This window comes from Mesorhizobium subarcticum, from assembly GCF_055456085.1.
Map to the genome: position 1 here is coordinate 581,850 of NZ_CM144237.1, position 13,823 is coordinate 595,672.

At 63.8% G+C, this 13,823-nt stretch carries 8 protein-coding genes; 2 read left to right on the forward strand and 6 right to left on the reverse strand.

Annotation, left to right across the window (positions count from 1 at the left end; all coding sequences use genetic code 11):
- Positions 1 to 139: 139 nt before the first annotated feature.
- The 6 genes from ACZYHG_RS02730 to ACZYHG_RS02755 all read right to left on the reverse strand — a co-directional run bounded on the left by ACZYHG_RS02730 (position 140) and on the right by ACZYHG_RS02755 (position 10,460).
- Positions 140 to 3,547: an acyl-[ACP]--phospholipid O-acyltransferase gene (locus tag ACZYHG_RS02730; protein ID WP_464612422.1), complete on the reverse strand. Its 3,408-nt coding sequence runs from the start codon at positions 3,545 to 3,547 to the stop codon at positions 140 to 142.
- A 258-nt stretch (positions 3,548 to 3,805) separates the two neighbouring features.
- Positions 3,806 to 5,389: an indolepyruvate oxidoreductase subunit beta family protein gene (locus ACZYHG_RS02735; RefSeq protein ID WP_464612423.1), complete on the reverse strand. Its 1,584-nt coding sequence runs from the start codon at positions 5,387 to 5,389 to the stop codon at positions 3,806 to 3,808.
- Positions 5,382 to 7,535 (reverse strand): thiamine pyrophosphate-dependent enzyme, encoded by a 2,154-nt coding sequence (locus ACZYHG_RS02740; protein WP_464612424.1) that lies wholly within the window; start codon positions 7,533 to 7,535, stop codon positions 5,382 to 5,384. Before ACZYHG_RS02740 ends, ACZYHG_RS02735 begins: the two co-directional genes overlap by 8 nt.
- Positions 7,536 to 7,580: 45 nt before the next feature.
- The gene (locus ACZYHG_RS02745; protein ID WP_023772620.1) at positions 7,581 to 8,063 is read right to left on the reverse strand and encodes a MarR family winged helix-turn-helix transcriptional regulator; all 483 of its coding nucleotides are present in this window, start codon (positions 8,061 to 8,063) and stop codon (positions 7,581 to 7,583) included.
- Positions 8,063 to 9,652: a phytoene desaturase family protein gene (locus ACZYHG_RS02750; protein ID WP_464612425.1), complete on the reverse strand. Its 1,590-nt coding sequence runs from the start codon at positions 9,650 to 9,652 to the stop codon at positions 8,063 to 8,065. The genes ACZYHG_RS02745 and ACZYHG_RS02750 overlap by 1 nt, the downstream gene beginning before the upstream one ends.
- A 16-nt stretch (positions 9,653 to 9,668) precedes the next feature.
- Entirely contained in the window at positions 9,669 to 10,460 is a 792-nt protein-coding gene (locus tag ACZYHG_RS02755; protein ID WP_464612426.1) for a cyclase family protein, read from the reverse strand.
- Positions 10,461 to 10,579: 119 nt separating this feature from the next.
- Between ACZYHG_RS02755 and ACZYHG_RS02760 the strand changes: the two genes are divergently transcribed.
- Positions 10,580 to 12,154, forward strand: coding sequence for a phytoene desaturase family protein (locus ACZYHG_RS02760; RefSeq protein WP_464612427.1), 1,575 nt, complete (start codon positions 10,580 to 10,582; stop codon positions 12,152 to 12,154).
- 110 nt (positions 12,155 to 12,264) lie between these two features.
- Positions 12,265 to 13,794, forward strand: a complete 1,530-nt coding sequence (locus ACZYHG_RS02765; RefSeq protein WP_464612428.1) for an ABC transporter substrate-binding protein — start codon at positions 12,265 to 12,267, stop codon at positions 13,792 to 13,794.
- Positions 13,795 to 13,823 lie beyond the last annotated feature (29 nt).

Genomic DNA, 13,823 nt, shown 5'->3' on the forward strand with positions numbered 1-13,823 from the left:
CACATTCACGAGAACGTTATAGCACCCCGCAGGCTGAAGCCGTGCGAGTGGTTCCATCACATATTCGTTAGCGGACAGAGCGCTCGCCAAGCGACGACGCCACGGTCCTCAGCGCTGCGTCGCCTCGTCGTCGCCTCGATCAGGCGGCCTCAACCTTGGCGGCGGGCGCGTCCTCTCCCCGCACCAGTTTGGTCACGCCGGCGAAGTCGAGCTTGCCCGAACCGAGCACCGGCACTTTCGGGACGACGCGCACTTCGGCGGGCACCATCAGGTCCATGGCGCCATTCGCCTTGGCGAAGGCCAGGAAGTCCGCGCGGGTCGCGTTGGCGGCCTCGGTAATCAAAATGAGCTTCTCGCCCTTGCGCGCATCCGGCACAGAAGCAACGGCCGACAACGAGCCTTTCCACATTTCGCCAGCCAGCGCCTCGACCGCGGCCAGCGAAATCATCTCGCCGCCGATCTTGGCGAAACGCTTGGCGCGGCCGCGAATGGTGATGAAGCCGCCCTCATCGATAGAGACGACGTCGCCGGTGTCATGCCAGCCATCCGGCAGCGTTTCGAGCACGCCCGGCTTCTCGGCGCGCAGATAACCCGCCATGACATTGGGGCCGCGCACGAACAGCCGCCCGCCATCGTCGACACCGGGCACCGGGTCGAGGCGGTATTCCATGCCTGGCATGATTTTGCCGACGGTTCCGGAACGGTTGTACATCGGCGTGTTGATGGAAATCACCGGCGCGGTCTCGGTGACGCCATAACCTTCCAGGATGCGCACGCCGAACTTTTCCATATAGGTCATGCGCGTGGACGCCTTGACCGGCTCCGCGCCGGCAAAGCAATAGCGGATCGAGCGGAAGTCGTAAGGATGCGCGGTGCGCGCATAGCCGCTGAGGAACGTATCGGTGCCGAAGATGATCGTCGCGTTGGAGGCGTAGATCAGTTCCGGCACGATGCGGTAGTGCAGCGGCGACGGGTAGAAATAGACCGGCACGCCCGAGATCAGCGGCAGCACCATGCCGGCCGTCATGCCGAAGGAATGGAAGATCGGCAGCACGTTGAACACCTTGTCGCCCGAATGGAAATCGATGCGCGAGGCAGCCTGGGCGGCGTTGGCCAGGATGTTGCGATGCGTCAGCACCACACCCTTTGGTGTGCCTTCCGAACCCGAAGTGAACAGGATCACCGCCGGGTCGTTGGGCAAGCGCCGCGCGCGCGGCGTCGACTTGCGTAAGAGACCGAGTAGCTTGTCCTTGAGACCGATGGTCTTGCGCAGATCGTCGAGCCAGACGATGTCGACCGAGCGGCCGATTTCCTCGACCACCGCGCCGAGCTTTGCCTGCTCAACAAAGGCACGCGAGGTGAGCACGGTCTTCACTTCGGCGGCCTTGCAGGCGGACAGGATGTTGGCGGCACCCGCGGTGAAGTTGATCATCGCCGGCACCTTGCCGGCCGACATCACACCAAGAAGCGTCGCACATGAGCCGTTGGCGTTGGGCAGCATGATGCCGAGCGTCTGCTGATCGGCATAAAGGTTCTGGAATTTCTCGCCAAGCACGGCAGCGGCCGTGAGCAGCTTGCCGTAGCTCAGCGAACCGGTGACCGGATCCTGCACCGCAAGCTCTCCCATGCCGCGTTCAGTCGCCGTCTGGATGATCTTTTCCAGAACCGTCTTGTCGATGTCCTGCGTGCGGAAGACGAGGTCCGACATCACCTGATAGAGGGCCGCCCCCGCTGCGGCGCGGCGCTTGCGGCCCTTCAATTCCGGCGGCACTTCAAGCTTGACCGGTTGCAGAATGGTCACCTTGACCTTCGGGAACAGCCGGCGGCGTACATGCTGCGACGACAGCCGCGAGAAGTAGCTCTTCTCCAGCCCGTCGATGCGCACCGGCACGACCATTGAACCCGTCTTGTCGGCGACCATGGCGGCGCCGTCATAGACCTTCATCAGCCCGCCGGTGACGGTGATGCGGCCTTCGGGAAAGATGACCAGCGGATCGCCGCCCTGTACGACCTTGATCAGCGTGCGTGTCGACATCGGCTTGGCCGGGTTGAGCGGCAGAGCGCGGGCAAGCTTCATGAACGGCTTCATCCACCAGGCCTGCGCGATGGTATAGTCAATGGCGAAGACCGGCTCTTCATCGGTCAGCGTCAGCGCCAGCGGACCATCGAGAAAGCTGACATGGTTGAGCGCCAGGATCGGCGCCTTGCCGGCCGCCTTCAGGTTGTCCATGCCCTCGACCTCCAGGCGCAGGAAGGCGCGGAACAGGATGGAGACGAAATCGCGAAAAGCATTGGTCGGCAGGAATTTCAGCATCAGCCAGGCGGCGGCGGCGTTGGCCACGGCGAGCCCGAACAGAATGCCGCCGGTGGAGACTTTCGTCTGGATCACGGCGACAAGAATACCGCCGACTGTCATGAAGCCGGCATTGACGATGCTGACGGCAGCGACGACGCGGGCGCGGCGCGCTTCAGGCGACCAGGCCTGTACCGCAGCGAAGGTCGGCACCACGAGGAAGGCGCTGGCGATGGCCATGCCGGCAAGGTCGATCGCAACACGGATCGTGTTTGGCCCGGCGAAGAACAGGGCAAGCGTCTCCGCCCTTGGCGAAGGCTGCATGCTCCAGATGGTCCAGGCCAGATGCAGGCCGAACAGCGCCAGCAGCGCCGTGCCGACCGGTGCGGGCAGAAGCACAATGCGGCCCTGCGACATCCATGCGGCAATGGCCGAACCGATGGCGATCGAGACGGCGAAGACAGCGAGATAGACGGTGACGGCGATCTCGTCGCCGCCGAGCGAATCCTTGATCAGAGTCGGCAGGATCGACAGCACGATGGCGCCGATCAGCCAGAACCATGAGGTCATCAGGCCGGCGCGCCAGATGCGCGTGTCGGTGCGCAATTCTGAGACCTGGCGCCAGGTCGAACGGAAGATGTTCTTGTCGATGACAAGGTCGGGCGCCGCCGAACCGGTGGACGGGATGTAGCGGCTGACGAACCAGCAACCGACGGCGAGCGCCATCATGATCGGTCCGAACACCGTGACGCCGATGCCATCGGCCGAAACCACGCCACCGGCAATGGTGCCGCCGAGGATGGCGGCAAACGTGGCCGACTCGATCCAGGCGTTGGCCTTGGGCAGTTCCTTGCGCTCGAGATGATCGGGCAGGATGCCGTATTTGATCGGTCCGAACAGCGCCGAGATGATGCCGAACATGAGCAGCGCCGTCATCAGCACCGGGATCGACGAGAGCGCGATACCGGCGACGGAGACAGCAGCGGCGGCAATCTCCGCGAATTTGAGCCTGCGCGCGATGAGCGCTTTGTCGAACCGGTCGGCAATCTCGCCGCCAAGAGCCGACAGAAGCAGAAAGGGGGCCATGAAGACGGCCCCCGCCAAGGTGACCAACGAGGCCGCCTGATCGGCGGCCAGCGTGAAGAGGATCAGGAACACCAGCGTGTTCTTGAGAAAATTGTCATTGAAGGCGGACAGGAACTGCGTCCAGAACAGAGGCGCAAAGCGCCGGGACAACATCAGATGCGTGTTCATGGCGATTTCCATTTTGCGGAACCCTGCGACGATGTGCCGGAGGCCCCGCGGGTTGAAGGCGGTGTTTCAATCTCAGTGATATCAGTGAGCTGATTAAACTTCCTTACTGCGCTTGATGCTCATCCACGGCTTTCGGCACCAGATATGAACATCGTTCACAGTCGAACACTACCATATCTTGAACATTGTTCAAGAGAAAAATGAACGTCGTTCACTTCGCCTGAAAACGAAACCTGCGACGGGTGATGTATGTCAGGATTAGGACGCCTCAGTGGCCGGATTTGATCCGAGCGTCGCTACCGTCTTCAGCGCGCCGTCGAGCATGTCGCCCTTCTCGTCCTTCAGCGCCATCTCGCGCAGGCGGCGGATCCAGTCGGCAGCGTCGGCACGCCCCTTGACCAGATCAAGCGCCGACAGCACACGGTCGAATTTCGACTGGGCGCGGACATGGGTGTCGCTGTAGCCCTTGATCAGTCGGCGGCAATTGAGGATTTCGACCGCCAGCGCGTAGTCCTGGGGCACATAGCCAAGTGCCAAGGCGTACCAGCGATCGACGTGGGCCATCTCGACCTTGTGGCGCAGCAAGCGGCGGCGCCAGCGGCGCAGGCCACCGATAAACCAGAGTGCAGCGAAGCCCGCAAAGCTGTCCGTGCGGATGCGGCGGCCATGGTTGATGCGGCGGTCGAGAAAGGCAGCGAGTTTCGGCCGGTTCTCGATGTAGCTGCCCAGCCCCGCCGGCAGCGTGCCGCAGAACTCCTCGATACGCGGATGGAAATATTCGGTCACCTGCAGGATCGAGCCGTCCTTGACGCCGACTTCCTTGCGGACACGCTTGTCACGCGTCGAACGCGTTTTCAGATCGGCAACGCGGATCATGTCGTCGTAGCACAGGGCGTTGGCGAGATGTTTGGCGGCGGCGATAGACAGCGCATGGGCATGGTCGTCACCGTCCAGCGCAACGGCCTTGTCCAGCCTGTCGAGATAGTCCCGCCCATAGGCGATATCCTGATAGTCGACGACCTTCCGCAGGCCCCGAAGCGCCATGTCGCGGATCGCTACGGGCATCAAGTCGATGCGGGCGGCCAAAGCCTGCCATCCCTGCAGCAGGTTTTGCGGACCGCTGACGCGCCCTGCACCAGATTCGACAATCGCCGGCTCTGCCACCTTTGGCGCCGGCGCCGCTGTGCCACGCGTGCGATCATAGGCGGCGCCGAAGGCGGCAAGGCTGGCCTTGACGCCACGCCCTCCGGCGCCGATCGCCTGTTCGTAGCTTTCGCGCGTGAACGGCAGCGCATCGGAGCCGGCCAGTGCGCCGAGCAGGCTGGCCGAAATCATCGAACCATTGTCGGCGGCGATCTTCTCCATGTCGAAAGCGATGAAGCGCTTCGATGCGGCCTCGCCCGTTGCATGCACCTTGGACGACGAGGCCCGGCCATCGCCCGGCTCGATCTTCTCCGACACGGCGGCGATGCGGTGCGACGAGGCGATCAGCGTGGTGCGTTCCGGCGTGACGAAACCACGGATAATGGCCCGGCCGGCCTCCATCAATTCGGCGGCGATCAGAATGTCGACATCGCCTTGCGACGGCGACAGCGCGAAGACAGGCAAGCGGCCGGTGTCTCGGGCCATTTCTATATAATAGATGGTGGCGCCAGTGCGCTGGGCAACGCCGGCGACCGAGGTCGATTGCGCGACGTAGGAATTGCGCTCGGCAACGTCGGTGATCCAGTCGGCCAGCACGCCGCCGCCCTGCCCGCCGACCGCCAGCACGGCGAGCTTTATGACGCGCTCATCGTCTTGGGCGCCGGGCCGGGCGCGGAATGGCGGGACAGCGTCAAGCATCGGCGAAGGTCAGGCGCCGGCTTTCGCGGCGGCGCTGCAACAGGCCGATGGTGGCGCGGCGTGCTGATTCCAGGAAGCGGTCCCAGCGGCTCGGATTGTGCACGACGTCGGCTCGGTAGAAGGAGGGGCAGAGCACCGCCGCATCGGCAACCTCGCCGCAATTGCCGCAGCCGACGCAGCTCTGGTCGATCGATGCCACCGGATCGTCGCGCAGCGGATCGTCGAGCGACTTCACCGACAGCGACGGGCAGCCGGACAGCCGCATGCAGGCATGGTCGCCGGTGCAGATGTCCTCGTCGACTCCGAACTTTGGCTTGACGACCCTTGTCCCGCCCTTGATCGCCTGGTCGACCAACGGCTTTTCGCGGCGCTGCCGGTTGAGCATGCATTCGGACGAGGCGACGATGACCTTCGGCCCCTTCTCGTCCGTCGTCAGCGCCTCGCGCAGCGTGTCCTGCATCTTGGTGACGTCATAGGTGCGGTCGACATGGCGCAGCCATTTGACGCCCATGCCCTTCACCGCTTCGGTGATCGGATGCTTGGTCGACTTGGTCTTGTTGCCGGCGCGCGATGACAGGATGTCCTGGCCGCCGGTGGCGGCCGAGTAGAAATTGTCGACGATGACGATGACGCCGTCGTTCTTGTTGAACACCGCATTGCCGATCGAGGAGGTCAGGCCGTTGTGCCAGAAGCCGCCATCGCCGACGAAGGAGATCGAGCGGCGCTTGGCGTCGGGCGAATTGAACGCCGAGGCCGAGGCCGGGCCGAGACCATAGCCCATGGTCGTGGCGCCGAGCTCGAAAGGCGGCATGATCGAAAACAGGTGGCAGCCGATGTCGGAAGCGATGTGATGCTTGCCGAGCTCCTGCTCGACCAGTTTGGTCGCGGCAAAGATCGGCCGCTCCGGGCAGCCAATGCAGAAGCCTGGCGGACGGCCAGGCACGACGTTGATCAGATCAGCGGTGTCGACGCCGTCGCCGACCTTGTTGGGCGCACGCACTTCGCCCGGCAAGAGATGCGGCGCCTCGGCGCGCAGGAAGGTGCCGATGCCGTCGAGCATCACCTGGCCGGTATATTCGCCGGCCATCGGCAGATACTCCTTGCCGACCAGCCTGGTGCCGCGCCCGGCCTTGTGCAGCATCGCGGCAAAGGCCTGCTCGATGTAATTGGGTTGGCCTTCCTCCACGACCAGCACCGCCTGCTTGCCTTCACAGAAGGTGAGGAATTCGTCGTCGATCAAGGGATAGACGGCGTTGAGCACGTAGAGCGGCACGTCCGTCTCGCCATAGGTGTCGGCAAGGCCGAGACGCTGCAAGGCGCGGATGACCGAATTGTACATACCGCCCTGCATGACGATGCCAACCGAGCCATGATCCGAGCCGAAGAATTCGTTGATCTTGTTGTTGCGGATGAAATCGACCGCCGCCGGCCAGCGTTTCTGCACCTTTTCCTTCTCGTGCAGGAAGGACGCGGGCGGCAGCACGATGCGGCCGGTGTCGCGGCGCGGCGCGTCCAGCGCATCGGCGACCGTCATTGGCGGGCGCTTGTTGTCCTTGGCGATGAAATGGCCGTGCACGTGGCAGCAGCGGATGCGCACCTGCAGCATGACCGGCGTGTTGGAGATCTCGGACAGCTCAAAACCATCCTCCACCGCCTTGACGATCGACGGCAGGTTCGGGCGCGGGTCGAGCAGCCAGACCTGGCTCTTCATGGCAAAGGCATGGCTGCGCTCCTGCATGATCGAGGAGCCCTCGCCATAGTCCTCGCCGACGATGATCAGCGCGCCGCCGGTGACGCCACCGGAGGCGAGGTTGGCCAGCGCATCGGAGGCGACATTGGTGCCGACGGTCGACTTGAAGGTCGCGGCACCACGAATGGGATAATGCACCGAGGCCGCGAGCATGGCGGTGGCGGTGGCTTCCGAGGCGCTGGCTTCGAAATGCACGCCGAGCTCGCCCAGAATGTCCTGCGCGTCGGCCAGCACATCCATCAGATGGCTGATCGGCGCACCCTGATAGCCGCCGACATAGCCGACGCCGCATTGCAGCAGCGCCTTGGTGATGGCGAGGATGCCTTCGCCGGCAAATTCCTCGCCGGCGCCGAGCCTCAGCTTTTCGACTTCCTTGGCAAAAGACCGTTCGGCCATTTCTTGACTCCTTCCGTTACCGCCTGGCGGTGGCGGCGCGTAGGTCTAGATGTCGTGCTTGCGAATGTTCTTCAGCATCTTCAAAAGCGTGGCGATCAGGGCCGCATATTCGGCATCGTCGATATCGTCGAACATCGCCTCGAAGGCGTCATGCATGGCCGGCCAGGCGCGGGTGAACTCGGCGCGGCCTTCATCGGTCAGGAAGACATGGCGGATGCGGCTGTCGGTGACGCCCTGCTCGCGCCGCACGAAGCCTTGCCCCTCCAGCGTGTCGAGCGTGCGGCTCAAGGTCGACTGTTCGATGACCGTATAGACAGAAAGATCGTTGACGGTGACGCCGTCGGTGACCGACAGGACAGCCAGCGTGCGGACCTGCGAAATGGTCAGGCCCTGCTTGCGGAAATCGTCGCGCAAGGTGGCGTTGTAACGGCCCATGATGCGGTTCATCAGATAGGGCGCGAATTGCTGCAGGCCGATCTGGCCCAAGGTCGAAATGCGCTGACGCTTTTCCGCGACCTTCTGCTCCATCACAACCTCCCTGCCAGGAGAAAGCCTGAGCCGCCGCCGAGGCCGGCGCCGGGATGGGTCGAGGCGCCGATATGGTAGAGACCTTTGATGCCGGTCTGGTGGTTGCGACTGGTCTTGAACGGCCGCCACAGGAACGACTGGTCGATGGTCGAGGAGCCGCCATAGGGGTCGCCGCCGACCAGATTGATGTTCATCGCTTCGAGATCGGCCGGCGAGTAGGCGCGGCGCGCAATGACGCTATCCTTGAAGCCGTCGATATGGCTGGCGAGGGTCGCCTCGGCCCGGTCGGCATAGGCTTCGCGCAATGCGTCGGTCCACTGTCCGTCAGCCGGCGCCTGCAGCTTGCCGGCGGCATCGCCCTTGATGTGGCGGGGCGCCTCGGGCAGTTGCAGCCAAAGGATCGCCTTGTCTTCAGGGCAACGCGACGGGTCGAGCGCATGCGGCTGGCCGACACAGATCGTCGGCACTTCCGGCAGCATGCCGCGCACCGCCTCGTTGCAGGCTTTCGACACGCCATCCAATCCCGGCGTCAGATGCAGCAACGCGACCTTGTCGAGGCCTTCGCCGCGCCAGGACGGCGGCTTGTCCAGCGCATAGTGGATCTGGAAATTGCCTTTGCCGTAGCGATAGTTCTGTGTTGCCTCGACATCAGCTTTGGGAGCCTCGCTGCCGAGCAGCCGGCCATAGAGCTGCGTCGGCGTGACCGAGCAGATGACGCTCTTGTTCGCCGTGATGGTTTCGCCAGACGCCAGCCGCACGCCGGTCGCGCGGCCACCGGTCTGAACGATTGAGGCGACATCGGCGCTGGTGCGGATCTCGCCGCCACGTTCCCTGATCAGGGCTTCGAAGGCGGCAAGCAGGTTCTTCGCCCCGCCCTTGACGATCGGCGCACCGGCCGCCTCCAGCGCGAAGGCGATCACCTTGGCGATCTGGCCAGAGAAGGCATCCTCGGGCCCAAGTCCGGCATGCAGAACCCAGGGCGCCCAAAGCGCGCGGATGGTTTCGGATTGATACGTGTTTTCCAGCCAGCTTCGCGCCGGCACCAGCGCTTCGCCGAGAAAGGCGGCAAGGCCACGCGGGCTACGCCGCCAGGCATTGCCGGCCAACAGCTTCGCTGTGGGATAAGACCACAGGCTGCCGCCGAGCAGGCCGAACAGCAGGCCGGCATTGCGCTCGATGCCACCCACATCGTCCGCGTGCCTATCGCCATCACCAGCGGCGATCGCATTGATTGCCGCGACGTTGGCGGCGCGGTCGGTGCTCAGCACGGCGTGACTGCCGTCCGGCCGCAGCACGCCGGTCGGCGTGTCGGTGTGGCAGAACTCCAGCCCGTGCCGGGCCAGATCGCCGCCCAATGCCGCAAAGGCCGGCGAGGTGATGAACAGCACGAAGGTCGTCGCCATCACATCATGAATGAAGCCGGGCGCGGTGATCGCCTCGGTGCGCATGCAACCGCCGATGCGGTCGTTGCGCTCGAGCACGAGCACCTTGGCGCCCTTGGCGCCCTTGGCGCCCTTGGCGCCAAGCATCGCCGCGCAGACCAGCGCGTTGATGCCGCTGCCGACGATGATGTGATCCGGCTGGCTCACTTTAGCGTGCTTTCGCTTAGCCTTTCGACACAAGCGCCAGCGCGCGGATCGGGCTGCCGGTGCCGTGCTCGATCTTCAGCGGCGCCGCGATCAGAATAGCGCCTTTCGGCGGCAACTGGTCGAGGTTGCAGAGGCTGGCCAGACCATAACGGTTGGCCTTGTGCATCAGCGTGTGCGCCGGGAATGGCGGCTCCATGCCGCCGGCCTTGCCGGCATCGGTGCCGATCGTCTCCGAGCCCCAGCCCTTGATGTCCTTGCTGATCAGGAACTGGATGGCTTCGGCCGTCGGGCCTGGCGTGTGCGGGCCGGTCTCATTGGCATTGAGGAACTCGGCTTCCGAACCGTTGCGCTTGTACCAGTCGGTGCGCATCACCACCCACTCACCGGCATTGATGGCGCCATGCTTGGCTTCCCATGCCTTGATGTGGTCGACGGTGAGCAGAAAATCGTGGTCGGCGGCGGCTTCCGCGGAGCAGTCGATGACATTGACCGGGCCGACGAAATTCTGCGCCGGAATGGTGTCGGTGGCGCCGTCCGGATAATCCTTGCCGCTGATCCAATGCTGTGGCGCGTCGAAATGCGTGCCCGAGTGCTCGCCCAGCTTCAGCCAGTTCCAGGCCCACCAGGGGCCGTTCTTGTCATAGCGCGAGATGTTGTGGATCTCGACCTTCGGTGTGTCGACGGCAAGCTCCGGCGGCAGCTTGATCAGGGGCGTATCGGGACCGAGCGGCGCCGACAGGTCAACCACCTTGATGGCGCCTGAAAGCAGCTGGCCGGCGACTTCGCCGAGGAGTTTTTGAGTGTCCATGGTCTCTGTTCCCTCTTTGTCAGTGATGATCAAGGCTCGTCTCGGCCCTTAATATCCTACTAGACGAAAACATATGCATCTGCAATTATCTTTAAGCATAAAGGAAATGGGAACGGGGCGTGAGCGAGTTCGACGCCATCTTTATCGGGGCGGGCCACAACAGTCTGGCATGCGCCGCGCATCTGGCGCTCAAAGGCTGGAAAACCGGGATTTTCGAGCGCAGTGCAACAATCGGCGGCGCCATCCAGACCGGCGAATTCACCCTTCCAGGCTTCCGCCACGATTTCGGTGCGATGAATCTGAGCCTGTTTGGCGGCTCTGCCTTCCACCGGAAATATGCAAATGAATTGAAAGCGCAGGGTCTGGAGTTCGCGCCTGTCGCCGATTGTTTCGCTAGTGCCTTTCCGGATGGACGCTGGTTCGGCGTCAGCAACGATCTGGAAAAGACCGCTGCGCGCATGGCCGCTTTCTCAGCCGCCGATGCCGCGACATGGCGCAGGTTGGTCGCCGCCTTCCCGGCGGAGGCCGAACATCTTTTCCGGCTTTTGGGCTCGCCGATGAGCGCCCGCGCGCTTGCCGGCACCGTCTGGAACCTGTGGCGCAAGAAGGGTGTGGCGGGCGCGCTCGACACCGGCCGCTTGCTGTTGTCCTCACCCCGCGCGTGGCTGGAGGAAAACTTCGAGTCTGCGCATGTGCGGGCAACACTCGCGACTTGGGGCATGCATCTCGACTTCGCGCCCGACATCGCCGGCGGTGCCGTATTCCCCTATCTGGAATCGATGGCCAACCAGAGCTTCGGCATGGTGCTTGGCAAGGGTGGCGCCGACACCATCATCCGTGCCCTGTCGGGCATGGTCATATCCGCCGGCGGCAAGATCGTCACCGAGGCAGAGGTTGCGGAGATCACGGTCTCAGGCGGAAAGGCAACCGGCGTGCGGCTCGCATCCGGCGAGACGCACACCGCGACCAAAGCGGTGATCGCCGGGGTCGCGCCCAAGGCGCTAAGCGAGAAGTTGCTGCCGAACGGTTCCGGCGACACCGGCTTTGATACGGCGATGAAAAAGTTCCGCCACGCGCCGGGCACGATGATGATCCATCTGGCGCTCGACGACCTGCCCGACTGGCGCGCCGGCACCGAGTTGCGGCAGTTTGCGTACGTGCATCTTTCGCCGTCGCTCGATGCCATGTCGCGCACCTATCAGCAGGCGATGGCGGGCATGCTGCCGAACGAGCCCGTGCTGGTCGTCGGCCAGCCGACCGCGATCGATCCGTCGCGCGCGCCTCGGGGCAAGCATGTGCTGTGGGTGCAGGTGCGCATGCTGCCCGCTGAAATCCTTGGCGATGCGGCCGGCAAGATCGCGCCCGCGCATTGGGATCAGGTCAAGGACGCCTACGCCGACCGTGTCCTCGACATCATCGAGACCTATGCGCCCGGCCTGCGCAACAATATCCTCGGCCGTTCGGTGTTCTCGCCCATCGACCTCGAACGCGAGAACCCGAACCTCGTCGGCGGCGACCAGGTCTGCGGCAGCCATCATCTGGCGCAGAATTTCCTGTTCCGCCCGGCGCGCGGCTATGCCGGCTGGAACACGCCGGTCGGCAATCTGCATCTCACGGGCGCCGCGACATGGCCGGGTGCCGGCACCGGTGCGGCTTCGGGCTTCATGCTCGCGCAACAGCTTGGCGGGAGGTAGCTCCAAAGATTTCATGAAGGCGACGAGAGGCAAGGCGCTGCTGCCCACGAAGCCTGAACCAATGAACTGACACTGCCGCGCAAAGACAACAAACAACAAGGGGAACGACCATGACAATCAACAGACGCGAATTGCTGGGATACAGTGCCGCGGCACTTGGGGTGGCCGCAGTCGGCCTGCCACAGATCGCCAAGGCGGCGGCTGGCGAACTGACTATCGCCTACAACGTCAACCTGCCGTCCTGGGATCCGACCACCGGACCCTCGGCGGTGAACCCGACGATCCAGGGCCTTTACCAGTCAGTGTTCGACCAGTTCATCCCGCAGAAGCCGGACCTGTCCTTTGCGCCCGGCCTGCTCACCGAATGGGGCTGGAACGACGACCGCACCAAGGTGATGATGACGGTGCGCGAAGGCGTGACCTGGCATGACGGCTCGCCCTTCACCCCCGAGGATGTCGTGTGGTCGCTGCAGCGGGCGGGCGACGAAAAGACCGGCAACCCGATCCAGTTCGTCTGGAAGAACGTCAACAATTTCAAGATCGACGGCAACAAGATCACCGGCGACGTCGTGCAGTTCGACCCGGTCTATTTCAAGTGGATGTCGTTCCTGACCGGCTACATCCTGCCGAAGGCCTATTACGAGAAGGTCGGCGCCGAAGGCTTTGAGAAGGCGCCGATCGGCACCGGCCCCTACATGGTCGAGAAGTTCGAGCGCAACGCCTTCCTGCGGCTGAAGGCCAATCCGACCTATTGGGGCGGCAAGCCGGCCTTCGAGAATGTGACGATCAAGTTCGTCACCGACGCGGCGAGCCGTGTCGCCGAAATCGAGTCCGGTTCCTCGCAGGTGACGCTCGAGATCCCGTACGAGGAATATGACCGGCTGATCGCCAAGGACGGGCTGGCCGGCTCGTGCAAGAACGTCTCCGACATCGGCATGATCTTCTTCAACAACAAGGACGCCATGCTGGACAAGAATGTCCGCCAGGCGGCCGTGATGGCGGTGGACAAGGAGCTTCTGGTCAAGCGATTGCTGCGCGGCTACGGCCAGCCGATCGCGACACTGGAAACGCCGGAATACGCGGCCTACGACCCGTCGATCAAGGTCGAGCACAATCCGGAGAAGGCCAAGGAACTGCTGGCGGCCTCCGGCTACTCACCGGAGAAGCCCGCCAAGATCACCATCCAGACCACCAAGGGCTTCAAGCCCAAGGATTACGAGATGGTGCAGGCAATCGTCGGCATGTGGCGCAAGGTCGGCATCGAGGCGACGATCGAAGTCTACGAGATCGCCAAGCACTACGAACTGCGCGCCGCCCACAAGCTGGCACCGGCGGCCTTCTACAATTGGGGCAATGCCATCGGCGATCCGACCACCTCGACCGGCTTCGCCATGTTCGGGCCGTCGCCGCACTCGTCGTGGAAGACCGACGACCTCGATGCCAAGATCGGACCGCTGTGGGGCGAGAAGGATGAGGCCAAGCGCATTGCCGGCTGGAAAGCGGTCGACAAGTACATCGCCGAGCAGGCCTATGTGCTGCCGGTGCTGCAGTTCGCACAGCCGGTCGTGCATGCCAAGGGCGTCAAGGTGGTGCAGCATCTTTCCGGCGCGCTGCTGCCGGCACTGATGACCCCGGCCTGATAGAAGGCCTGGAATTGCCGCGCGCCGTC